Genomic DNA, 23,283 nt, shown 5'->3' on the forward strand with positions numbered 1-23,283 from the left:
TTGCTATATTTACAAAGTACGTAGACGCAAGCCGCCGGCCGGGTGGAGCTGGCCAGGGTTGCGCAGGCCGGTCGGCGGCGGATGGCTCCAGCTGCAGAATAAACTTTAGCTTTGACACCCCGATCACTCCGCCGCCTTCAGCTGCGCAAGGGCCTGCTGGCGCTTGGCGATGACGACCGGATCCTTGGTGAAATCCGTCTTCCGGCCAGGCTTGGTGCCACGCTTCTGATAGCCATTGCTCTGGCTGCCGTCGCGAATGCCGAACATATGGTCCGTCTGGCCGGTGCGGCGCGGTCCGCCCTTGCTGCGCTGTTGCTCTCGTCCGGCCTGCATCTCGGCCACAATCGAAAGCATGTCGTCAAGGCGCTTGTTCTCAACCACTTCGCAGCGGTGCACCGAGCGCAGCGTGTCGAAGGTCCTGTAGGGCAGGGACGTCCCCTCATGGGTGACCTCGAGGCGACCATCGGGATAGTCGCAGACAATGAGCTTCTTGCCGGCGAGCGCCGTCGCGAGGTCGGTCGGATCGAGGATGAACATCACCTTGTCGTAGCGCAGCGTCAGCGACTGCGACAGCTTGCGGATCTCCTTGCGGCACATGGCGCCATCGAGGCTCTCATGCGCGGCAAACGGCCGATGCATGTCCTTCGGATTGCGCGGCGCCTTGCCNAAGCGNCGATTGAAGTCGGCCATGAACTCCGGCGCATAGGCATTGGCCGCCGCGATCGTGTCGATGCCGCGCAGCCGCAGTTCCTTGACGAGGCGATCCTGCAGCGTCTGGTTGGCGCGCTCGACGCGCCCCTTGGCCTGCGGGGTGTTGGCGCAGATGATGTCGATATTGAGCTCATAAAGGGCCCGCCCGAACTGCGTCAGGCCACTGGTTCTGTCCTTCTTGGAAGCATGGGTGGTGCGGAAGATGCCATGCTTGTCGCTGTAAAAGGCGATCGGCTTGCCCCATTGCTGCAGATAGGCCTTCGTCGCGTGCAGATAGTCGAAGGTGTTCTCCGATCCGGCGAAGCGTAAGTGCAACAGCTTGCCGGTGGCATCGTCGATATAGACGAGCAGGGCGCATTTGGGTCCGCGGCCTTCGAACCACCAATGAAGCGAGCCGTCGATCTGAACGAGTTCGCCGAAACAATCGCGCCGGCCGCGCGGCTGGAAAACCCGCTTCTTGCGTTCGCGTCGCGACACCCAGATGCCGGCTTCGATCATCCACTGGCGCAGCGTTTCCTTGCTGACGGCAATCCGATGCAGTTCGATCAGCTTCTCACGCGCCAGCGTTGGTCCGAAATCCACGTAATGCTCGCGCACCAGGTCGAGCACCAGGTTGCGGAAGTCCTCGCTGTGGCGCCGGTTGCTCGGCCGGCCGCGCTTCTTCGACACGAGACCGTCGGCGCCGGCCCGGTCATAGGCCTGCAACAGCCGGTGCACCTGACTGCGACTGAGACCGAGCAACTCGGCCGCCTGGACGACGCTCAGACCACGCCCACGAATTCGCTGAATCAGTTCAAGACGATGCAATTCCTTCTGCGACATGACGATCAAACAAGACATGACGACTCCGAATAACTCGTGGTCTCAGCCACGCTTCACGTCGCCAGTCTTCCTTCCAAACGTTGACGTTTGACCAGCATCCCGAGAGGCGACGGCTGTCGCATCTCTAACTGGCTCATGTGTCGCATCTCTAAACTGCCGCTACATATAATTATCGCATAACATAGATTATGGAACATATGTCGATGGGTTCAAACCGCAGGATCATTATTTAAATCAATGCCGTGTGAAAAAATTCTAAGAGCGTACTTTACGCCTCTTCGGCCGCCGGCATATCGATCTCGAACTCCAGCCGCATCATGTCATAGGCCGGTTCGACGTGATCCGGAGTCTCGCCGCGCACGACGTCGTAGTCCAGTGGCACGTGCATGTGGGTCAGCACGGCGCGCCTCGGCTCCAGTCGCGCGATCCAGCCGAGCGACTGCACCAAGGACAGATGACTCGGATGAAACCTGTATTGCAATGTGTCGAGGACCAGCAGATCGAGTCCCTTGAGCCTGTCGATGGTTTCGACTGGAAAGTCGCTGACATCGCTGCAATAGGCAAAATTGCCGATCCGGAAACCGAGCGAATGAATGTTGCCGTGAAACTGCATCAACGGTTGGAATTCAACCGGCCCGCCGGCGCCGTGAATAATAACCGGCGGAAGATCCTCTGGAATGACATGGGGTTCGACGATCGGCGGGTATCCGCTTCCAGGCGGCGATTCCAGACAGTACCGAAATCCTTCGCGAATCCGCCCCATCGTATAGGCGTCCGCCCAGATCGGCACACGCCTGCGGTTCTCGATGACGAAGCCGCGCAGATCGTCGATGCCGTGCAGATGGTCCGCATGGGCGTGGGTGTAAAGCACGGCGTCGATATGGCGAACATCGGCCGCCACCATTTGGGTGCGGAAATCCGGTCCGGTATCGATGACCACCGTGGTCCTACCGCCATCCGGCGCAATCTGCTCCACGAGCAGAGCCGCCCGCAAGCGCCGATTGCGAGGATTTGACGGATCGCAGGCGCCCCAATCACCGGTGATGCGCGGCACCCCCGGCGACGAACCGCAACCAAGGATAGTAAACACGCGCCGGAACGCCATATCAAAGCCTCGGCATCTTCGAGAAGATCCGCAAGGCATTTTCCGTGGTGATCTCAGCGATCTCGTCCTTTGAGACACCAATCGTTTCGGCGAGCACGTCGGCTGTGTGCGCAACATAGGCCGGCTCGTTGCGCTTGCCGCGGAAAGGCTTCGGCGCCAGATAGGGTGCATCCGTTTCCACAATCAGCCGATCGTGGGGAATTGTCTTGGCGATATCTCTGAGTTCCTGCGACTTCGGAAAGGTCAGTATGCCGGAAAAGGAGACGTAGCCGCCGAGCTCGACGCCGACACGAGCCAACTCCGCTCCGGACGAAAAGCAATGGAGAAGGAAAGGGAAGGCGCCCTTCCCCGCTTCCTCGGTCAGGATCGCCGCCATGTCGTCATCGGCCGACCGGCTGTGAATGACGAGCGGCAAGCCGGTCTCGCGCGCCGCCGCGATGTGGCGATGCAATCCTTCCGCCTGCGCCTCGCGCGGCGCGTTGTCATAGAAATAGTCGAGCCCCGCCTCACCGATCGCCACCACCTTGGGATGTGCCGACAGGCCGACGAGATCTTCCGTCGTGATGTCCAGTTCTTCGTCGGCATTGTGCGGATGGGTACCGACCGAGCAGAACACGTTCTCGTATTTCTCGGCGATCGCCAAAATCGTCTCGAACCGTTTCACGCGGGTCGAGATTGTCACCATCTGGGTTACGCCTGCCTGCCGGGCTCGTTCGACGATCTCGTCGCGCTCGGCCTCGAAGTCCGGGAAATCCAGGTGGCAGTGCGTGTCGATCAGCATCAGTTCGTTCTCGCTTACGCTTCCGGCGCCACGTAGCGCGGGAAGACCGGCTTCGGCGCCTCGAGCGGCGTGCCGGTGACTAGGCGGCCCGCCTCGCCGAGATCGGCGAAACTGCGTCTTTCTTCGGGGACCGCCACCAGATCGAGAAGCTTGCCCGCCGATTCCGGCATGAAGGGTTGCAGAAGGATCGCGATCTGGCGCACCACCTCCGCGGTCACGTAGAGCACGGTCGCCATGCGCTCCGGATCGGTCTTCTTCAGCGCCCAGGGCTCCTGCCCGGCGAAATAGCGATCCGTCTCGGAAACCACGGCGATGATGGCGGCGAGTGCCCGGTGGATGAGCTGTCTGCCCATTTCCTCACGCGTCGTCTCGATAAGCGCATCGGCGGCCGCGAGCATCGCCCTGTCCTCGTCCGTCAGCGGTCCGCATACGGGAATCTGACCCTCGCAATTCTTGACGATCATCGACAGAGAGCGGCTGGCGAGATTGCCGATGCCGTTGGCGAGGTCGGAGTTGATTCTGGTCGCAATCCCCTCCTCGCTGTAGCTGCCGTCCTGTCCGAAGGACACTTCCCGCAGGAAGAAATAGCGAATCTGGTCGAGGCCGAAATGTTCGACGAGGTTGAACGGGTCGACCACGTTGCCGAGCGACTTCGACATCTTCTCGCCCTTGTTGAGCAGGAAGCCGTGCGCGAAGACGCGCTTCGGCAGCGGCAGGCCGGCCGACATCAGGAAGGCAGGCCAATAGACGGCGTGGAAGCGGATAATGTCCTTGCCGATAACGTGGATATTCGCCGGCCAGAACTTTGCCCGCGGCCCTGAAGGATCGGTCAAGAGGCCCGTCGCGGTGACGTAGTTCGTCAGCGCATCCACCCAGACATACATGACATGGGCCGGATCGTTCGGAACCTTGATGCCCCAGTCGAAGGTCGTGCGCGAGACCGAGAGATCCTTCAGGCCCGACTTGACGAAGGAAATGACCTCGTTTCGCCGCTCGGCCGGACCGATGAAATCCGGATTGTCCTCATAAAGCTTCAGGAGCTTTTGCTGATAGGCCGACAGGCGGAAGAAGTAGCTCTCCTCCTCCACCCACTCGACCGGCGTTCCCTGCGGCCCGTAGCGCACGCCGTCGTCGCGCAGTTCCGTCTCGTTTTCCTGGTAGTAGGCCTCGTCGCGAACGGAGTACCAGCCGGTATAGGAGTCCTTGTAGAGATCACCCGCCTCGCCCATGCGGGTCCAGATCGCCTGCGATGCCTCGTGGTGACGCTTTTCCGTCGTGCGGATGAAGTCGTCGTTCGATGCATTCAGTACCTGAGCCATCTTTTCGAACTCGGCCGAGTTGCGGTCGGCAAGCTCCTGCGGCGAAATGCCTTCCTTCTTCGCGGTCTGCTGCATCTTCTGCCCGTGTTCGTCCGTTCCGGTCAGGAAGAACACTTCCCGCCCGTCCAGCCGCTGATAGCGCGCCATGGCGTCCGTCGCGATCAACTCATAGGCATGGCCGATGTGCGGCTTGCCGTTCGGATAGGAGATCGCAGTGGTGATGTAGAACGGGGACGTATCTCTCATGGGGGCTTCGACTTTTCTCGGATCAGAAACTAGGGTGCTATTAGCGCATCGCCTGTAGGTAGGGAACCGCCACACCCAGAAAAACGCCGCCCCATAGGGACGATCGAGCGGAAGTGGAAATTCCGGCCCGACCTATAAGGCGTCTTTCAGATCATCAAGCAGCGACAGGATCGTCTGCTTGCGATCGAGATTGTATGCATCGCCCAAGGCTATACGCTCGGCAAAGCTGCTCGAGAGCCTTGCGAAGCGTTCGGCGCGCTGAATGTCGCCGGCACTGGCCGACTCGCGCGCCAGCCGCATCACCCGCCCTGTGACGAGCGACGAGAAGAAGTCGTAGATCGTTTCGCTATCCTTCGCTGAAAGGATGTCGGCGAGCTTGTGCATCTGCTTGCGGACAGCCGGTCCCTGCCCTGCGAGAACGTCCTCGAAGGCGGCCGCGATGTCGAGCCCGCCATAGTTGATCAGCTTCAACGCTTCCGAAACGCTGCCGCTCGCCGCGGCAATGATCCCCTCGGCGTTTGGTCCGCTCAGGTCAAATCCCAGATGGGCGAGCGCCAGCCGCATGGCTTCCGGCTCCAGCGGCTTCAGCCGCAGCGGCAGGCAGCGCGAACGGATCGTCGGCAACAGCTTTCCCGGCGCATGCGTCAGCACGAGAAACAGCGAGCGGCGTGGCGGTTCCTCGAGAATCTTCAGAATCGCGTTGGCCGCATTGCGGTTGAGGTCGTCGGCGGGATCGATGATGACGATGCGCCAGTTCCCCGTCCCGGACGTCTGACCGAAAAACTTCCCGGCGCGGCGGGCCTCGTCTACCGTGATTGCACCCTTCGCCCTGCCCGTCTTCTCGTCGACGGGGCGCGTGAGATGCAACAGATTGTGCGACGCGCCGGAGGCAAGCTGCCGCGTGACGAGCGACGCCGGGTCGGGGTCGCCGAGGAGTTCGGGCGCCTCCGCGGGCTCGGGATGGCTGAGCACATGATTGGCGAATCGGAACGCGAGCGTCGCCTTGCCGATCCCTTCGGGGCCCTCGATGAGGATTGCGTGGTGGCCCTTGCCGGACCTGTAGCTCTGGGCAAGAAAGGCTTCGGCTTCACGATGGCCGAAGAGCTTGTTGTTTTCGACAGGAGCGACTGCTCCCTCCAGCACACCGGGACGTTCCATGGTCATGATGCCGCTTCGACCGCGGACGCTTGCGGTTCGCCATTGCCCGGCAGCAGCGCCTCCACCAGCTTCAGCACTTCCGTGGCGATCGCCTCCGGCGCACGCGTGGCGTCGACGACGCGGCACCGTTCGGGATCGGCCTCGGCGATGTCTAGGAAGGCTTCACGGCGTTTCTCGTGTGTCTCCAGTTGCTCTTTCTCGAAACGGTCGGGGTTCTCGTTGGCGGAGCGCCGCCGGGCCCGCTCGAGCCCAACCTCTGCCGGCAGGTCGAAGATAATCGTCCGATCGGGAATGACGCCGTTGACGGCGACGCGCTCCAGGGTCTCGACGAAACCGGGCTCAAGGTTGCCGGTGACACCTTGGTAAACGCGGGAGGAATCCATAAAGCGGTCGCAAAGAACGATCCTCCCCTGCTGCAAGGCGGGGCGGATGACTTCCTCGACATGGTCGCTGCGCGCTGCCGCGAAGAGAATCGCCTCCATGCGAATGCCGAACGCTTCCGCCGCGCCGGACAGCAGCACGTGGCGGACTGCTTCCGCGCCCAAAGAGCCGCCGGGCTCGCGGGTGGTCAGCACGTCGTAGCCCCGGGCGCTGAGCGAATCGGCGAGGAGGCGCATCTGGGTCGACTTTCCCGCCCCTTCTCCACCCTCGAATGTTACGAACAAACCCTTTGCCAGCGACACAAGTTCTTCCAGATCGGCGTGCATATTGCTTCTGTTTAGCCGATTGATCTGGCGGAAGGAACCGCCAAGCACCGCATTTGTCACAGCCAGAAGAACAGAAGCTCCTGCAGCGCATCAAGCGCCCGGCTGGCGAGCGTGCCGGACCCGACCGACTCGGCCGTCCTGACCGGCACTTCCCTGATGAGCTTGTCGCCGTTCCAGAGCTTGACGACGCCCACTTGCTGACCGGCCGCCACCGGTGCCGTCAGCGGCCATTTATAGACGATCCTGGCCGTCAGCCGTTCCGGATTGTTGACCGGCAACAGCACCTCGACCGGGCCGCCCGCGACGAGCCCGACATGCGAGGCCGCGCCGCCATAGATGCTCGCTTCGCCGATTGTCTCGCCGTCGGCGAATATCCGTCTCTTCTCGAAGTTCGTCATCGCCCAATCGAGCACCCGACGACTTTCCTCTGTCCTCTCCTTGTCGCTTTCGAGGCCGCCCATCGCCAGATAGACCCGGCGGTCGCCGCGCTGCATGGAGGCGGCAAGCGAAAAGCCGAAGCCCTCCGCAAATCCGGTCGCCAAGCCGTCGACGCCGACATTGGCGGCAATCAGCGGGTTCTTGTTGCGCTGCAGGATCTTGTTCCACTCAAATTCCGGCTGCGCGTAGAGGCGATAGAAGTTCGGGTGGGCCTCGCGCAGATGCCGCGACAGGGTGACGAGCTCCCGCATCGTGATCCTGTTCCCCGGATCCGGGAGCCCCGTCGCATTCTTGAAGGTCGCAACCGGCATGCCCAGTTCGCGCGCGCGTTCCGTCATGCGTTCAGCGAAAGCTGCCTCGTTGCCGGCCATGCCTTCGGCGAGGACGATGCAGGCATCGTTCGCCAAGTGGACGGTTGCGCCCTGTATGAGGTCCCCAACGCGAATTTGCGATTTGATCGCCGCGAACATCGTGGCGGTGCCGGAGGGGGCGCCGCCCGTTCGCCAGGCATGCTCGGAAACCGTGTAGATCGTCTCCGGCGTGAGTTCGCCTTTGTCGAGCGCCTCGAAGACCACCTCCATCGCCATCAGCTTGGCAAGCGAGGCGGGCGGTATGGGGTCATCTTCGCCGCGTGCAAACAGCGCGGTCCCGGTTTCCGCATCGATGAGATAGATCTGCTTCGCCTTGGTATCGAAGGCCGGCGTTTGCGCCCTTGCCTCCCCCTGGACGATCGCCGCCAGGATGCCCACGATCGCGAACCACTTCATGCGCATGTGAAACTCCGGTTTCTACACGGGCATAGCAGTGCAGACACCCCCATTCAATCGGCGTCAATAGGAAGAGGTGTTCCCTTGCTGGCGCCTTGCATGGGCAAGGATCGATTCGGGCGTCAGCGGATTGGTATCGACCATAATCGCCTCGAAGGGCGAGGGCTCATCGCTGACCCGCACTTCGACATAGGCGGCGGCGTAGGCCATGGTGCCGTCCGGTAGCGGAATCAATTCGGGCCTTTCCGTCGGAATCGGCCCGATCTCCGGCAGCAGCACGAATTCGGACATTGCGCGCGGCGTCGGCAAGGCTTGCGCCGGCGCAGCCAGGGCATTCACGGGGGCGCCTGTGCCGAGGTCCCGGACCTGATTTCGCATTGGCTCGTTCGAGGCGACCATGACCCCCGACGCGATCTGTCCCTCGGGCCTTACGCCCGGGCTGCGATCGCCCTTGGTGACGTAGGACGCCATGAGATAGGGCATGTCGTTGCCTTCGAGCGGAGCCCGGCCGACATATTGAACGCGGACCTTGGCGCTTCCCTTGCGCTTGATATCCAGCATGTCCGCAGTCTTCGAAGAGACGTCGATAATCCGGCCATATTCATAGGGACCGCGATCATTGACGCGCACGATGACCGACGTGCCGTTCTCCATGTTGGTGACGCGGGCATAGCTCGGGAGCGGGAAGGTCGGGTGCGCAGCAGAGAGGTGATACTTGTCGTAGACTTCGCCGTTTGCGGTCATGCGACCGTGAAAGGCCGATCCGTACCAGGACGCCACACCGGTCTTGTTGTAGCCGAAATCCTCTTTCGGTTGATACCACCTGCCCTTGACCTGATAGGCCTTGCCGACCTGATAGCGGCCGCCCCCCTTCGGAATATTGCGCCCGGTGGCGACCCGCGGGCTGGCTTTGACTCCGTAGACGGATTCGGCGAAATATTCCTTGCTTCGCGTCTTGGCTGTCTTGACGCTGGATGGCGATCCGCAGGCGGCAAGCCCCGCGCATAGTAACGGAACGGCAGCAAGCCGTATTCCCCTCAGAAGGTATGCCGCTTTTCTATCGGATGTCATCTGTCCCACAAGATCATTCGCGAAGCCGTATCGAAACAATCCGCTCTAGCCCCCGCGGATATTTCGACGTTCCGAAATGGAACAATCGAGTAATCATGACAACAACAAGGCGAAATTGCGAACCGGATGGCGAAGCCGTGATGGAAATCTCGCGCTATGGTTTACGAAGGGTAAATTTCCGGACTCCGAGCCTGGCAATGCGGAATGCCCGGCCCTCCCACTTCAACAAAATCACGGGCGGCTCATGCTAAAACTTGCAAACACCTATTGCTTCGGGCAATAACGCGCTGCCCGGAGGAGTGGCCGAGCGGTTTAAGGCACCGGTCTTGAAAACCGGCGTGCGTGAAAGCGTACCGTGGGTTCGAATCCCACCTCCTCCGCCAAAAACATTGATTCTGGATGTGTCTTTTTGCGCGCAGGAAAGACTTTCCGAGCCGATTTCCTGCACCTTCGACCTCCGCCACCCTAAGCGGCTTCCGAGCAGAAACATCGCCTCTAGCTAGGATTCGCCCAGGTGGCGGCACGTCAAAAGCGGCAGGCTAGCTGTTCTGCACCTGCTCGACCGCTTGTGCCAGGAATTCCAGCATGCGGACGCGGATTTCGCTCTCCGACTGGGCCACGCCTGCCGCGTCGAAATCAGCTTTGATCTTACCCACGACGCCGGCGTGGCTGGCATCGTCGATATCGGCCGCTATCAGTTCCCGGGCGTAGGCTTCCGGATCCGATTTGTTCAGGAGACCGGCGGCCCAGAGGCCGAGCATCCTGTTGCGGCGCGCCAAGGCCTTGAACCTCAACTCTTCGTCCAAGGCAAACTTCGCCTCGAAGGCCTTCTCGCGATCCTGCATCGTCGTCATCAATCTCTCCCTCAAGTTCCTGCGGAAGCATTCTCACATAATCCAGCACGCCGGTGAATGCGCAACGTGCCTTTTCGTCTTTGGCGACTTTCATGATACCCTAATCTAAATTCGGGGACGAAAAGATACGCCGATTGTGAAATGCGTTCTTTTCAGATATGGACCCGCTGAGAAAATTCCAAATGCGCGACCCAAGAGCGCCAACAACCACAGAGACAAGTCTATGAATCGTCGCCGCCGTATCTACGAGGGCAAGGCCAAGATCCTTTATGAGGGTCCGGAACCGGGCACGCTGATCCAGTTCTTCAAGGATGACGCGACCGCCTTCAACAAGAAGAAACATGACGTCATCGACGGCAAGGGCGTGCTCAACAACCGCATTTCCGAGTACATTTTCACGCATCTGAACAAGATCGGCATTCCGACGCACTTCATCCGCCGCCTCAACATGCGCGAGCAGTTGATCAAGGAAGTGGAGATCATTCCGCTCGAGATCGTCGTGCGCAACGTTGCTGCCGGTTCGCTGGCAAAGCGTCTCGGCATCGAGGAAGGCACTGTTCTGCCGCGCTCGATCATCGAGTTCTACTACAAGGCCGATGCGCTCGACGACCCGATGGTCTCGGAAGAGCACATCACCGCCTTTGGCTGGGCAAGCCCCCAGGAACTCGACGACATCATGGCGCTCGCCATCCGCATCAACGACTTCCTGTCCGGCCTCTTCCTCGGCGTCGGCATCCAGCTCGTCGACTTCAAGATCGAGTGCGGCCGCCTCTACGAAGGCGACATGATGCGCATCGTCCTGGCCGACGAGATCTCGCCCGACAGCTGCCGCCTGTGGGACGTCGAGACCAAGGAAAAGATGGACAAGGATCGGTTCCGCCGCGACATGGGCGGTCTGGTCGAAGCCTATCAGGAAGTGGCCCGCCGTCTCGGCATCATCAACGAGAACGAGCCGCCGCGCGGTTCCGGTCCCGTGCTGGTCAAGTAATTTTTCGAGGATAATTCAAGTGATCAAGGCACGCGTAACCGTGACGCTGAAGAACGGTGTTCTGGACCCGCAGGGCAAGGCAATCGAAGGCGCACTGGGCGCGCTCGGCTTCGACGGTATCGGCCAGGTTCGTCAGGGTAAGGTGTTCGACCTGCAGCTCGAGACCGCGGACAAGGTGAAGGCCGAAGCGGAGCTCAAGGCCATGTGCGAGAAGCTGCTCGCCAACACCGTGATCGAAAACTACAGCATTTCCCTCGCCTGACGGCGGGGGAAGCCATCCGCCGGCAGCCTCGATCGGACACAACCGCAGATCGGTTCACCGGCGTTTCCAAGCATTGAAAAATCGCCCGCGCCGCTCAAGCCCGTGGGGTCAAGGCAAGGTATTCACGCCATGAAGTCAGCCGTCGTTCAGCTTCCAGGCCTCAACCGCGATCGCGACATGATCGCCGCGCTCACGAAGATCTCCGGCAAGGCGCCGGTCACCGTATGGCAGACCGAGACGGAAATTCCGGATGTCGACCTGATCGTCATTCCCGGCGGGTTTTCCTACGGCGACTACCTGCGCTGCGGGGCGATCGCGGCGCGCATGCCGGTGATGCAGGCAATCAAGGCGAAGGCGGAGCAAGGCGTGCGCGTCCTTGGCGTCTGCAACGGTTTCCAGATCCTCGTCGAAGCGGGTCTGCTGCCGGGCGCCCTGATGCGCAATGCCTCGCTGAAATTCGTCTGCCGCGAGGTGAAGCTCGAAGTCGTCAACGCGGACACGGACTTCACACGTGCCTATGCCAAGGGCCAGGTGATCCGCAGCCCCGTCGCCCATCATGACGGCAACTACTTCGCCGACTCCGAAACGCTGAGGGCGGTCGAAGGCAACGGCCAGGTCGTCTTCCGCTATGCGGAAAGCACCAACCCGAACGGCTCGATCAACGACATTGCCGGCGTTATCAATGATAAGGGCAATGTGCTCGGCATGATGCCGCATCCGGAAAACCTGATCGAAGTGGCCCATGGCGGCTCGGATGGTCGCGGCATCTTCGCATCGGCCCTCGACGTAATCGCTGCTTAACCTTATCGCTGCTAGAAGGCGGCATCCATCGTCACCCGTGCGAGGCCGCCTATGTCATCCATGATCCGCCATTTCATCGCGCTTGGCTGCGCTGCCGCAGGCCTTTTCATCGCCGGCTGCCAATCCGACCGACCGGCCTCCCCGGCCGCGAGTTCCGCCGCTTTGCCGACGATGGAACGCGTTGCGCTTGGCGCCAATGGCTGCTGGTTCAAATCGGGTGACCCGGCCTTCAAGGCCTATCGCCTCGCGCCGGAACTCAATTCCTTCTCGGGGCGCCCGCGCATCCTTCTCGTACCACGCAAGTCGCCCGAATCGCGCCCCCTCGCCGTCATCCAGGCCGAAGGGCACCCTGCCCGGCTGCAGGCTTTCGGCCCGCTGCTGAGTGAACCGGTCGGCACACGGATTACCTCGGACGTGCGGCGCTGGGCCGCCGGTGGCCAGGGCTGCAGTTGATACAATCGGTCGCTCGCCCGATGGCTAACGCCAGAACGGCATGGCGGCTTCTCGCCGGGCCTCGGCTTCCGTAACGCCGATATCCCTAAGTTCGTCGGCGTTCAAGTTGCCGAGCGCCAGACGGCTTCGCCTTCTGGCGACCGATGTTCGATAGAAGCGCAATAGCCGAGCCAGAAAATTTTCGTCACGGAATGGGCGTCGAATGCCCGAACTCCCGGCAGGCTGTGCCGATAATCGGATTGTATCAATTGTATCCATTGCATTGGCCCTGAATGGGTTGGATCTGTTGCAATGGTGATAGTTGACAGAGCAATTGATGCAATATAGATAATTGTCACTATGACAACTTGGCTTCCCGACATACAGCAGGGACACGGTCCGTTATACGCGCGCATCGCCGACCAGATCGAACAGGCTATCGGTAGCGGCGCCCTTCCCGTCGGCGCCAAGCTGCCGCCGCAGCGCAATCTCGCTTTCGATATAGGGGTGACGATCGGCACGATCGGCCGCGCCTACAATATCGTGCGGGAGCGCGGGCTTGTCAGCGGCGAGGTCGGCCGGGGCACCTATGTGCTCGACCATCCGGAGAACAGGCCGCCGGAAGAGGCCGATCCGCTCACGACATCGCTTGCCGGCACCCGCCCGATCGTCGCACCGCCCGGAAAGCTGCGCTTTGACAGTACGGCGGCACCGGATATCGGCCAGGGCGACATTCTGGCAAGACTGCTCGGCGACATTAGTCGGGAGCACCACACGGACATCGCAAGCTATGCCCGCAATTTCCCGGATCATTGGTTCGAGGCGGGTGCGGAGTGGCTGGCGAGCGGCAATTTCCGGCCGGCGCCGGACAGTATCGTACCGACGCTCGGCGCGCACGCCGCCGTCATTGCGGTGATTTCGGCCGTCACCTCGCCGGGCGACCGTATCGCGTTCGAGACGCTGACCTATTCGCAGGTGAGCCGCAGTGCCGGGCTGATCGGACGGCGGATTGCGCTGATGGCGAGCGACGAGTTCGGCTTGATCCCGGAAGATTTCGAGCGCGTCTGTGCCCAGCAGCATCCGAAGCTGGCCTTCCTGATGCCCAGTGCCCAGAACCCGACAGTGGCGATCATGCCGCTCGACAGGCGCCGGGCGGTCGCTGAGATCGCCCGCAAACATGGCGTGTGGTTGGTCGAGGACAATCTCTACGGTTCGATGACCGGTGATCCCATTCCGCTGCTTGCCGAACTCGCCCCGGAGCGAACCTTCCTCGTCGGCGGCCTCTCGAAATCCGTCGCCGCCGGCGTGCGCGGCGGCTGGGTCGCCTGCCCGCCGCATTTCAGCCAGCGCATCCGCATCGCCCACAAGATGATCAGCGGCGGCCTCCCCTTCCTCCTTGCCGAACTTTGCGCACGCCTGGTCCTTTCGGGGGCAGCCTCCACCTTGCGCAGCCGCGGCGTCGAGGAGATCGGCGAGCGTGAGGCGATGGCGCGCGAAATCTTCTCCGGGTTCGAGTTCAACTCCAACCCCAAAGTGCCCTTTTTCTGGCTCAAGCTCCCTGAGCCGTGGCTGTCGGGAACCTTCAAGCAGGCAGCACTGCAGGAAGGCGTGCTGATCGACGACGAGGATGAGTTCAAGGCGGGGCGCGCCGACCGCGTCTTCCACCGTATCCGCGTCGGTTTCTCCTCCCCTGCCAAGCGCACGGACGTGGAAACGGGATTCCAGATCCTGCGGCGTCTGCTCGATAGCGGCCGCACCGGCTACGACAGCTTCGACTAATTCCCTGCCAGACGACTTTCGCGCAAGCGACGACGGTTTATAGTTGCTTGCAGTCCATGTGAGTCGATTCGTCTTCAAGGGATTCTAGATGCTCTGTTCAACCCGGCTTGCGGCGCGGGACGTTTTCCTGCGCGCTATCGCTGTCTCGGCACTGTTCGCATGCGCTGTAGCGGTCCCCGCCCGGGCAGACCAGTCGATCTTCGACGAAATGCGGTTCGGTGCGACGACCTCCATCGGCGACGGCGACAATCAGGAAGACGGCCTCTTCCCGTCCTTCACCGTTTTTTTCGACCCGTTTGGTGCCGATAGTGCCACCGGCTTCGTCGAAAAAGTCCTGCGGCCACGGGTGCATGCGGGAGCCTCGATCGCAACCGCGTCGAGTGGCGTCAACCAGGTATATGGCGGGTTCAGTTGGGACATCGACATCACCGAGCGTTTCTTTGTCGAGCTCGGTGCCGGCGGTACAGTCCACGACGGCGATCTGAACGATGACGGAACGAGCGGGCCGAAGCTTGGTTGTCGCCTGATGTTTCGCGAATATGCCGCCGCCGGGTTTCGCTTCGACGATCACTGGAATCTTTCGGCAACCGTGGAACACTCCTCCAATGCCAATCTCTGCAACGGCCCCAACGACGGGTTGACGCGTGCGGGGCTGATGCTCGGGTACAAATTCTAACGGCTGAGAAACGGAATTTCCGGTCGGGAGCGCGTCGACCGGCTCCTGTTGATCTGCGGTATTTTTCTGTCGCGCCGCGGCGCGGCATAGGCTAAAGAAGCCGCAAAGCGCCCCCTGCAGCGCCGCGCGTCTTATCAGACGCGCAAAGGTCGCTGTAGCACTTGAGTTGTTTGTGTTGCGGTTCGCACGCGCCGTGTCCCTGTCGGAAGGGGTGCGCGCCGCCCGAAGGATTGACGGTCGACGATGACGATTTCCAACACCCGCCCCATCACCCCGGACCTCATCGCCTCGCATGGGCTGAAGCCCGACGAGTACGAGCGCATCCTGAGCCTGATCGGGCGTGAGCCGACCTTCACCGAGCTCGGCATCTTTTCGGCCATGTGGAATGAGCATTGCTCGTACAAGTCCTCGAAGAAATGGCTCCGGACCCTTCCGACCAAGGGACCGCGCGTCATCCAGGGGCCGGGCGAGAATGCCGGTGTTGTCGATATCGACGACGGCGACTGCGTCGTCTTCAAGATGGAGAGCCACAACCATCCGTCTTACATCGAGCCGTATCAGGGCGCGGCGACCGGCGTCGGCGGCATCCTGCGTGACGTCTTCACCATGGGTGCGCGTCCAGTCGCCGCGATGAACGCGCTACGCTTCGGCTCGCCCGATCATCCGAAGACCCGCCATCTCGTTTCCGGCGTCGTTGCCGGCGTCGGCGGCTATGGCAACTCCTTCGGCGTACCGACCGTCGGCGGCGAGGTCGAATTCGACGCGCGCTACAATGGCAACATTCTCGTCAATGCCTTTGCGGCCGGCCTCGCGAAGACCGACGCGATCTTTTATTCGAAGGCGGAAGGTGTCGGCCTGCCGGTCGTCTATCTCGGTGCCAAGACCGGCCGCGATGGCGTCGGCGGCGCGACCATGGCCTCGGCCGAATTCGACGAGTCGATCGAGGAGAAGCGCCCGACCGTGCAGGTCGGCGACCCCTTCACCGAAAAGTGCCTGCTCGAAGCCTGCCTCGAACTGATGCAGACCGGCGCCGTCATCGCCATCCAGGACATGGGCGCAGCTGGCCTCACTTGCTCCGCCGTCGAGATGGGCGCCAAGGGCGATCTCGGCATCGAGCTCGACCTCGATAAGGTGCCGGTGCGTGAAGAGCGTATGACTGCCTACGAGATGATGCTTTCCGAGAGCCAGGAGCGCATGCTGATGGTGCTGCGCCCGGAAAAGGAAGAGGAAGCCAAGGCGATCTTCGTCAAATGGGGCCTTGATTTCGCGATCGTCGGCAAGACGACCGACGACCTGCGCTTCCGCATCCTGCACCAGGGCGAGGAAGTGGCGAACCTGCCGATCAAGGAACTCGGCGACGAGGCACCGGAATATGACCGCCCCTGGACGCCGGCCAAGACCCCCTCGCCGCTCGCCACCAACGACATTCCCCAGGCCGATGTCGCCGAAGCGCTTCTGAAACTGGTCGGCTCTGCCAACAATTCCTCGCGCCGCTGGGTTTACGAGCAATACGATACGCTGATTCAGGGTAATTCGCTGCAACTGCCGGGCGGCGACGCCGGCGTGGTGCGCATCGAAGGTCATGTGACGAAGGCGCTCGCCTTCTCCTCGGACGTCACGCCGCGTTATGTCGAGGCCGATCCGTTCGAAGGCGGCAAGCAGGCAGTGGCCGAGTGCTGGCGCAACCTCACGGCAACCGGCGCCTTGCCGCTCGCCGCGACCGACAATCTGAACTTCGGCAACCCCGAGCGGCCGGAGATCATGAGCCAGTTCGTGCACGCGATCAAAGGCATCGGCGAAGCCTGCCGCGCGCTCGATTTCCCGATCGTCTCCGGCAACGTCTCGCTCTACAACGAGACGAATGGGCAGGCGATCCTGCCGACCCCGACCATTGGCGGTGTCGGCCTTGTCAAGGATTGGGCAAGGATGGCGCGCATCCGCTTTGCCGCGGCGGAAGAGACCATCCTGCTCGCGGGCGCTCCGGAAGGCTTGGGCAGCCATATCGCCCAGTCTGTCTATATGCGCGACATTCACGGCCGCACCGACGGCCCGGCGCCGCATGTGGACCTGGCGCATGAGCGCCAAGTCGGCGATTTCGTTCGCGGCCTGATCGAGGACGGCCTGGTGACGGCCGTGCATGATTGCTCTTCCGGTGGCCTGGCCCTTGCCGTCACGGAAATGGCGATGGCCTCGGGGATCGGCGCGACGATCGAAGCGCCCTCCGGGCACGATCCGATTGCCGCCTTCTACGGGGAAGACCAGGGCCGCTATGTCGTGACGGTTTCGGCCGGAAAGCTGGAAAGCGTTATTTCCCTGGCAAGAGACGCCGGCGTCTCCCTGCGGGTGATCGGCACGACCGGCGGCGACACAGTAAAGCTCGGCGATGCAAAGGCAGTCTCCATCGAGGACCTGCGATCGGCCCACGAAGCCTGGTTCCCGACCTACATGGCCAGCGATCTGGCTCCTGACAATTGACGGGAGACGGGGCGGAAAACCGTCAAATCATCATTTGCTTTCCTCCCCTGAATCGTGGTTCCCTTGAGGCTACGAGCGGGGGTGGGCCCCTGCCCCCGCAGAAAAATAACAAGGGAGTTGGCATATCATGCCCATGACACCAGGCGATATCGAAGACATGATCAAGGCCGGAATCCCCGGCGCGAAGGTCACGATCCGCGATTTGGCCGGTGACGGCGACCACTATGCCGCCGAAGTCGTGGCCGAAGCGTTTCGTGGCAAGACCCGCGTGCAGCAGCACCAGATGGTCTATAACGCTCTCAAAGGAAATATGGGCGGCATACTTCATGCGCTCGCCCTGCAGACCAGCGCGCCGGAGTAAGCGTGCATGGCGGATCTGGTCAAGGAACTCGTCAGCGGCGTTGTTGAGAGTGCACTGAAGGAGATTCTGAAAAAGACCGGCGGCAGGAAAGCCGCGACGCGACGGACGAAGCGCCGCACGCGGAAGGCCACGACCGGCGGCATTCTCGCGGACATCATCGAAGCCGCGATCCGCAAGCCGGCGAAGAAACAGGTGAGCCGTCGCCGCACCGCCGCATCCCGGAGCAAAGTTCGACGCCGCCTCGCCTGAGGTGGTTCGAAAGCCAAATTTTGAGGACCATCAACATTTTTGCGATTGGGTGGGTGAAAACTTCGCCCATGCATGCTATTTAAGCTGTCAATCGACATCCGGTCCTTGAAGCCGGCCAGGTAAGGAAGACAGCATGAGCGGAATTCAAGATTTCATCGACAACGAAGTCAAGACGAACGACGTCGTTCTCTTCATGAAGGGCACGCCGCAGTTTCCGCAGTGTGGCTTCTCCGGACAGGTGGTGCAAATCCTCGACTACATCGGCGTCGACTACAAGGGCATCAATGTGCTCGCCGATGCGGACCTGCGCCAGGGCATCAAGGATTACTCCAACTGGCCGACCATTCCGCAGCTCTACGTTAAGGGCGAGTTCGTCGGCGGTTGCGACATCGTACGCGAGATGTTCCAGGCAGGCGAGTTGCAGGAGCACCTTCAGGGACAGGGCATTTCAGTAAAGGGCGCTGCCTGACACCCCGGCAGCACCTCGCAAAGAGCGAAAAGGCGGGTGACCGCCTTTTTTGATTCATGGACTCCATGCCGGTTGCCTAATTTTCGATGTGCTCTATGAGCACTCACGTAGCCCGAAGTTCTTCTTTCCCGAGGGCGATCGCTGGAGCGTATTGTTTGACCTGCGCCAGCCTTGCGTTTTTCGGCGACTGCGTTCCGTTGCCGCCCCCATAGACAAGCCGACCGGCGCGCGCCGGCCGTTTTGTTGCCTATCGGTCCAGAGCATAGTGCATCGAGAGAATGTTCGGACCGACTTAGTTGAAGTCTGAATTTATTCAGTCAGATCAAGACATTGCAGAGATTTTTGCGTGTTCGCCATCAAGGTGGAGCGCGGTAGACCGGTTGCCATCTCTCCCGGTCGCAAGGGATTCACGAAATGACAAGGCCCATTGATCAAACCGCTACCCTATCGGGACTGACGAAGGTCCAGTTCATCGCGCTCATGGCCATGCTGATGTCGATCAACGCCGTTTCGATCGACATCATGCTGCCGGGCCTGCAGGAAATCGGCGCGAGCCTCGGCGTCACCGATGAAAACGACCGCCAATATATCCTGTCCGCCTATCTGTTCGGCATGGGTTTCGCCCAGCTCTTCTTCGGACCGCTTTCCGATCGGTTCGGGCGGAAGGTGCCGCTGATCGGCGGCCTGGCGCTCTATTCCCTGAGCGCCCTGGCGATCGTCTTCGTGCCGACCTTCGCGGCGCTTCTATTCTTCCGCTTCGTCCAGGGGATCGGCGCGGCCGCGACCCGGGTCGTGACCGTCTCCATCGTCCGTGACATCTATGGCGGCCGCCAGATGGCGGAGATCATGTCGCTGGTCATGATGGTGTTCATGATCGTCCCGGTCATCGCACCGAGCATCGGCCAACTGATCATGATCTTTGCCGAATGGCACATGATCTTCCTCGTCATCGCCCTGTTCGGGCTCACCGTCTCGGTTCCTGTGACGATGCGCCTCAGGGAGACCCTGGCTCCTGCAAATCGACGGCCCTTCACGGCCTCTGCGATCTTGGACGGCTTCCGTATCGTGCTGACGAACCGGATTGCCCTTTTCTATACGTTGGCCACATCCGTGGTCTTCGGCGCGCTCTTCGGCTTCATCAATTCGGCGCAGCAGGTCCTTGTCGGCATCTACGGCCTCGGCGTGTGGTTTCCGGTCGCGTTCGCTGCCTTCGCAGGCCTGATGGCGGTCGCGTCCTTTACCAATTCCCGTCTCGTGCGGCGGTTTGGCATGCGGGCGCTTTCGCACGCAGCGCTTCTCGGCTTTACCCTGGCAAGCTTCGTCTGGATGTCCGCGTCCCTGACCGGGCCGCTGTCACTGCCCGTCTTTGTGATTCTCTACGCCGCGGCGATGTTCCAGTTCGGGGTGATCTTTGCCAATTTCAACGCCATGGCGATGGAGCCGCTTGGACATGTGGCCGGTACGGCCTCGTCGGTCCTCGGCTTCGTGCAGACGATCACCGGCGGGGTCATTGGCGCCGTCATCGGCCAGGCCTTTGACGGCACGGTGACGCCGCTTGCCGTCGGCTTTTCTACCGTAGCTGTCCTTGCCCTCGTCTTTGTGCTGATTGCAGAGGGCGGCCGGCTTTTCAAACCGCACAATCCTGCCGGCTAGCCGGATGCCCGGTGTGGCACAACAGCCGGCTTGTTCCTCCCAAATCTGCCTATTGTGGATATTCCAATGACTTCCATCTCAGAAGACACTCTCAACGCCCGACAACAAGCGGGAGATACCAACTCGGTTTCGGGTGCGGCTCGTATCGGAATGGGCCTCGTCGAATTCATCGTGACGATTGCCGTGATGACGGCAAGCGTGGCGCTCGCGATCGACAGCATGCTGCCGGCGCTTTCGAGCATCGGGCAGTCGTTCGACGTTGCCAATGCCAACGATGCACAGCTCGTCATCGGCATATTCTTCCTCGGATTCGGCTTCTCGCAGATTTTCTTCGGCAGCCTTTCCGACGCCTTCGGCCGCCGCGTGGTGTTGCTCGGCGGCTTGGCCTTCTTCACCGTCTCGAGCTTCGCCGCCTCGCAGGCGACGAGTTTCGAAGCGCTGCTGGTGCTTCGCTTCATCCAGGGCATCGGTGCCGCGGCAGTGCGCATCACCACCATGGCGATCGTCCGCGACTGCTTCGGCGGCCGCGAGATGGCGCGCGTCATGTCCTATGTGATGATCGTCTTCATGATCGTGCCGATCGTCGCTCCGTCGCTCGGACAGCTTGTCATCATGTATGCGAATTGGCACTGGATCTTCATCCTCATCGGGCTGATCGGCCTCGCTTTGTTCGGTTTGGCCTTGACCCGCATGTCGGAGTCGCTATCGGCCGAAGAGCGCATGCCACTCTCCGTCGGCGCTATCCTGTCCGGATTCCGGACGGTCCTGACGAACCGCATCACCTGCGGCTACATGATCGGGCTTACGCTGTTCACGGCGGTTATCTGCGCTTACATCGTCAGCGTTCAGCAGGTCTTCGGTGAGATTTACGGCCTTGCCGATTGGCTGCCGATCGCCTTTGCCGGAACGGCCGGCGGCATCGCGGTCGCAAACTTTGCAAATGGCTTCTTCGTCCGCAGCTTCGGCATGCGCCGCATTTCGCATGCTGCGCTGATCCTGTTCACGCTGATTGCAGCCGTCGGCTACGCTCTTTCGTTGGCCGGCACGCCGGCCTTCGTCGTCAGCTATCTGCTGTTCTCGGTGCTTTTGATGTTTTTTGCCGTGATCGCCACCAACTTCACGGCCATCAGCCTCGAGCCAATGGGGCACCTCGCCGGAACGGCGACGGCGATCACCGGCTTCATCTCGACGACTGCCGGCGCCCTGATCGGCAGCGCCGTCGGCCAACTTTTCAACGGCACGCTGCAGCCCTTGTTCGGTGGTTACGCGCTCTTCGGACTGCTGACCATTGCCGCAACGCTCTGGGCGGAAAACGGAAAGCTCTTCACGCATCCGGGCGATATGCATACTGAGCCTGACCACGGTGGTGGCCACCTATAAGAAAAAGCCCGCGCGGTGTTCCGGGCGGGCTTCTCATCACGATCTCTTCATCGTCCTTGTCACACCGTGAAGACTTCGCGCCGCAACGCCTCCCAGCTTTCTTTGTCCGTCGCAAGCAGCAGCCCGCCATTGGTGTGTGCCGGAAGGTAGGGCGATCCGTCGAAGCGCGCCGCATAGGCGCCGGCCTCTTCGGCGATCAGCGTGCCGGCGAGGTGGTCCCACGGCATGAGCTTCTGGTACATCAGGAAATGCAGATGACCCGCAGCGAAGATACGATACTCATGCGCGGCACAGCGGTAGCTGGTGGCGATCCTCACCTTGGCCATATTGGCCATGACGATCCGGCGGTCGTCTTCCTTGTAGAAGCCCGTTGATGCGCCGCCGACCATGCTCTCGAGCGGTACGCCGGCGGTGACCGAGAGCTTCTCCTGCGATCCGTTCGGCCGGCACATCCAGGCGCCGGACCCCCTTTCGGCAATTACCCAATCATTGCCGAGCGGATCGTAGATGATGCCGGCGACGGTTTCGCCCTTGGCGACGACGCTCGCCATCACGCCGAAGAGCGGCAGGCCGGCTGCGAAATTGAATGTCCCGTCGATCGGATCGACGACGATAGCGAAATCGGCATCCGCCAGCTTGTCGAGGAGCGCCGGGTCGGCAGCGACCGACTCCTCACCGATGAAGACCGCGCCCGGTGCGACGGTATCGATCTTCGACTTGATCAGCCTCTCGGCCGCCTCATCGCCTTCGGTCACCAGATCGATCGCCTCGGATTTCACCCGCACATCGCCCGAATCCAAGTTCCGGAAGCGAGGCAGGATCTCCTTCACCGCCGCCTCCTGCAAAAGATTGGCAAGGGCGGCGATGTCGACGGGCTGGCTCATTCTTTGGGCTCCGGAGAAAGGGATTGGAAATCGAACAGCTTCGGATCGAGCAGGTGCGAGGGGTTCACGTGTCCGAGCGCGCGCAGCATTGTATCCTTGCGACCGGGCATGCGGCGCTCGATATCGGTAAGCATCGCCTTCATGGCGTTGCGCTCGAGACCATCCTGCGAACCGCAAAGGTCGCAGGGGATGATCGGGAATTCCATCGCCGCGGCGAACTTCTGAAGGTCGTCCTCTGCGGCATAGGCCAGCGGCCTCAAGACCGTCAGGTCGCCTTCGTCATTGAGCAGTTTCGCCGGCATGGATGCGAGCCGGCCGCCATGGAAGAGGTTCATGAAGAAGGTTTCGAGAATATCGTCGCGATGATGCCCGAGAACCAGCGCGTCGCACCCCTCCTCCCGCGCGATACGGTAGAGGTTGCCACGTCTCAGCCGAGAACAGAGCGAGCAATAGGTCGCGCCCGTCGGCACCTTCTCCTTCACGATCGAATAGGTATCGCGATACTCGATCCGGTACCTGACGCCGATCGAGGCGAGGTAGTCCGGCAGGATGTGTTTCGGAAAGTTCGGCTGGCCCTGGTCGAGATTGCAGGCAATCAGCTCTACTGGCAGATGCCCGCGCCACTGCAGGTCCATCAGCAGCGCCAAGAGGCTGTAGCTGTCCTTCCCGCCGGAAACGCCGACAAGCCAGCGCTTCGACCCCTTCAGCATGCCGAAATCGTCGAAAGCCTGACGCACCTGACGTAGCAGGCGTTTCCTCAGCTTGTTGAAGGAGACGGAAGACGGCATCCGCGCAAACAACGGATGTGCGCCGGCGTCGAAGACGCTATCTTCCGCATTGGCAGCAACGTCCATCATCTCGCGCTCAGGCGATGGTGAGAGTTCCATGGGGGCGA

General features: G+C 61.5%; 24 protein-coding genes and 1 tRNA gene. 13 read left to right on the forward strand and 12 right to left on the reverse strand.

All coding sequences use genetic code 11. The features are described from left to right. Positions 1-123: 123 nt before the first annotated feature. From RHIBR816_RS0127740 to RHIBR816_RS0127775, 8 genes are all read right to left on the reverse strand, one after another. Positions 124-1,551 carry an ISNCY family transposase gene (locus tag RHIBR816_RS0127740; protein ID WP_026187499.1) on the reverse strand — a complete coding sequence of 476 codons (1,428 nt, stop codon included), beginning with the start codon at positions 1,549-1,551 and terminating at the stop codon, positions 124-126. 250 nt (positions 1,552-1,801) lie between these two features. Next, positions 1,802-2,638: an MBL fold metallo-hydrolase gene (locus RHIBR816_RS0127745; protein WP_026187500.1), complete on the reverse strand. Its 837-nt coding sequence runs from the start codon at positions 2,636-2,638 to the stop codon at positions 1,802-1,804. A 1-nt stretch (position 2,639) separates the two neighbouring features. Continuing rightward, entirely contained in the window at positions 2,640-3,419 is a 780-nt protein-coding gene (locus RHIBR816_RS0127750) for a TatD family hydrolase (protein ID WP_018239843.1), read from the reverse strand. Positions 3,420-3,433: 14 nt separating this feature from the next. Beyond that, positions 3,434-4,984 carry a methionine--tRNA ligase gene (metG, locus tag RHIBR816_RS0127755; protein WP_018239844.1) on the reverse strand — a complete coding sequence of 517 codons (1,551 nt, stop codon included), beginning with the start codon at positions 4,982-4,984 and terminating at the stop codon, positions 3,434-3,436. A gap of 132 nt (positions 4,985-5,116) precedes the next feature. Continuing rightward, positions 5,117-6,148: a DNA polymerase III subunit delta' gene (locus RHIBR816_RS0127760; RefSeq protein ID WP_018239845.1), complete on the reverse strand. Its 1,032-nt coding sequence runs from the start codon at positions 6,146-6,148 to the stop codon at positions 5,117-5,119. Next, a complete protein-coding gene (tmk, locus tag RHIBR816_RS0127765) occupies positions 6,145-6,849 on the reverse strand; it encodes a dTMP kinase (RefSeq protein ID WP_026187501.1) in 705 nt (234 codons plus the stop codon). Before tmk ends, RHIBR816_RS0127760 begins: the two co-directional genes overlap by 4 nt. A gap of 56 nt (positions 6,850-6,905) precedes the next feature. Further along, complete coding sequence (locus RHIBR816_RS0127770; protein ID WP_018239847.1) at positions 6,906-8,060, reverse strand: D-alanyl-D-alanine carboxypeptidase family protein; 1,155 nt, start codon at positions 8,058-8,060, stop codon at positions 6,906-6,908. A gap of 57 nt (positions 8,061-8,117) precedes the next feature. Then, positions 8,118-9,125, reverse strand: coding sequence for a septal ring lytic transglycosylase RlpA family protein (locus RHIBR816_RS0127775; protein ID WP_026187502.1), 1,008 nt, complete (start codon positions 9,123-9,125; stop codon positions 8,118-8,120). A gap of 293 nt (positions 9,126-9,418) precedes the next feature. Between RHIBR816_RS0127775 and RHIBR816_RS0127780 the strand changes: the two genes are divergently transcribed. Continuing rightward, a tRNA-Ser gene (locus tag RHIBR816_RS0127780) sits at positions 9,419-9,508 on the forward strand. A gap of 156 nt (positions 9,509-9,664) precedes the next feature. On the opposite strand, the gene RHIBR816_RS0127785 is transcribed toward RHIBR816_RS0127780, so the two are convergent. Beyond that, complete coding sequence (locus RHIBR816_RS0127785) at positions 9,665-9,979, reverse strand: DUF1476 domain-containing protein (RefSeq protein WP_018239849.1); 315 nt, start codon at positions 9,977-9,979, stop codon at positions 9,665-9,667. A 223-nt stretch (positions 9,980-10,202) separates the two neighbouring features. On the opposite strand from RHIBR816_RS0127785, the gene purC reads away from it, so the two are divergent. The 4 genes from purC to RHIBR816_RS0127805 all read left to right on the forward strand — a co-directional run bounded on the left by purC (position 10,203) and on the right by RHIBR816_RS0127805 (position 12,483). Then, positions 10,203-10,967, forward strand: a complete 765-nt coding sequence (purC, locus tag RHIBR816_RS0127790; protein WP_018239850.1) for a phosphoribosylaminoimidazolesuccinocarboxamide synthase — start codon at positions 10,203-10,205, stop codon at positions 10,965-10,967. Between the two features lie 19 nt (positions 10,968-10,986). Continuing rightward, positions 10,987-11,229, forward strand: a complete 243-nt coding sequence (gene purS / locus RHIBR816_RS0127795) for a phosphoribosylformylglycinamidine synthase subunit PurS (protein WP_018239851.1) — start codon at positions 10,987-10,989, stop codon at positions 11,227-11,229. A 129-nt stretch (positions 11,230-11,358) separates the two neighbouring features. After that, positions 11,359-12,030, forward strand: coding sequence for a phosphoribosylformylglycinamidine synthase subunit PurQ (purQ, locus tag RHIBR816_RS0127800; RefSeq protein WP_018239852.1), 672 nt, complete (start codon positions 11,359-11,361; stop codon positions 12,028-12,030). Between the two features lie 51 nt (positions 12,031-12,081). Then, on the forward strand, positions 12,082-12,483 hold the full coding sequence (locus RHIBR816_RS0127805; protein WP_018239853.1) for a hypothetical protein: 402 nt from the start codon (positions 12,082-12,084) through the stop codon (positions 12,481-12,483). A gap of 24 nt (positions 12,484-12,507) precedes the next feature. Here RHIBR816_RS0127805 and RHIBR816_RS38545 read toward each other — a convergent pair whose 3' ends face one another. Continuing rightward, positions 12,508-12,741 carry a DUF1127 domain-containing protein gene (locus RHIBR816_RS38545; RefSeq protein WP_084811192.1) on the reverse strand — a complete coding sequence of 78 codons (234 nt, stop codon included), beginning with the start codon at positions 12,739-12,741 and terminating at the stop codon, positions 12,508-12,510. An 81-nt stretch (positions 12,742-12,822) separates the two neighbouring features. On the opposite strand from RHIBR816_RS38545, the gene RHIBR816_RS0127810 reads away from it, so the two are divergent. From RHIBR816_RS0127810 to RHIBR816_RS0127845, 8 genes are all read left to right on the forward strand, one after another. After that, complete coding sequence (locus RHIBR816_RS0127810; RefSeq protein WP_018239855.1) at positions 12,823-14,241, forward strand: PLP-dependent aminotransferase family protein; 1,419 nt, start codon at positions 12,823-12,825, stop codon at positions 14,239-14,241. 88 nt (positions 14,242-14,329) lie between these two features. Continuing rightward, entirely contained in the window at positions 14,330-14,917 is a 588-nt protein-coding gene (locus RHIBR816_RS0127815; protein WP_018239856.1) for an acyloxyacyl hydrolase, read from the forward strand. Between the two features lie 243 nt (positions 14,918-15,160). Further along, positions 15,161-17,392, forward strand: a complete 2,232-nt coding sequence (gene purL / locus RHIBR816_RS0127820) for a phosphoribosylformylglycinamidine synthase subunit PurL (protein ID WP_018239857.1) — start codon at positions 15,161-15,163, stop codon at positions 17,390-17,392. 127 nt (positions 17,393-17,519) lie between these two features. After that, positions 17,520-17,753 (forward strand): BolA/IbaG family iron-sulfur metabolism protein, encoded by a 234-nt coding sequence (locus RHIBR816_RS0127825; RefSeq protein ID WP_014328481.1) that lies wholly within the window; start codon positions 17,520-17,522, stop codon positions 17,751-17,753. A gap of 6 nt (positions 17,754-17,759) precedes the next feature. Continuing rightward, on the forward strand, positions 17,760-18,002 hold the full coding sequence (locus RHIBR816_RS0127830; RefSeq protein WP_018239859.1) for a hypothetical protein: 243 nt from the start codon (positions 17,760-17,762) through the stop codon (positions 18,000-18,002). Between the two features lie 133 nt (positions 18,003-18,135). Beyond that, complete coding sequence (gene grxD, locus RHIBR816_RS0127835; RefSeq protein WP_018239860.1) at positions 18,136-18,471, forward strand: Grx4 family monothiol glutaredoxin; 336 nt, start codon at positions 18,136-18,138, stop codon at positions 18,469-18,471. 414 nt (positions 18,472-18,885) lie between these two features. Next, complete coding sequence (locus RHIBR816_RS0127840) at positions 18,886-20,124, forward strand: multidrug effflux MFS transporter (protein WP_026187503.1); 1,239 nt, start codon at positions 18,886-18,888, stop codon at positions 20,122-20,124. A 150-nt stretch (positions 20,125-20,274) separates the two neighbouring features. Beyond that, positions 20,275-21,504: an MFS transporter gene (locus tag RHIBR816_RS0127845; RefSeq protein ID WP_018239862.1), complete on the forward strand. Its 1,230-nt coding sequence runs from the start codon at positions 20,275-20,277 to the stop codon at positions 21,502-21,504. Between the two features lie 59 nt (positions 21,505-21,563). Here RHIBR816_RS0127845 and RHIBR816_RS0127850 read toward each other — a convergent pair whose 3' ends face one another. Together RHIBR816_RS0127850 and ttcA are read right to left on the reverse strand one after the other, a co-directional pair. After that, the gene (locus RHIBR816_RS0127850) at positions 21,564-22,388 is read right to left on the reverse strand and encodes an inositol monophosphatase family protein (protein WP_018239863.1); all 825 of its coding nucleotides are present in this window, start codon (positions 22,386-22,388) and stop codon (positions 21,564-21,566) included. After that, positions 22,385-23,275 (reverse strand): tRNA 2-thiocytidine(32) synthetase TtcA, encoded by an 891-nt coding sequence (gene ttcA / locus RHIBR816_RS0127855; protein ID WP_026187505.1) that lies wholly within the window; start codon positions 23,273-23,275, stop codon positions 22,385-22,387. Before ttcA ends, RHIBR816_RS0127850 begins: the two co-directional genes overlap by 4 nt. Positions 23,276-23,283: the final 8 nt, after the last annotated feature.

Source organism: Ensifer sp. BR816 (genome assembly GCF_000378985.1).
In the GTDB taxonomy this organism is placed as follows: domain Bacteria; phylum Pseudomonadota; class Alphaproteobacteria; order Rhizobiales; family Rhizobiaceae; genus Sinorhizobium.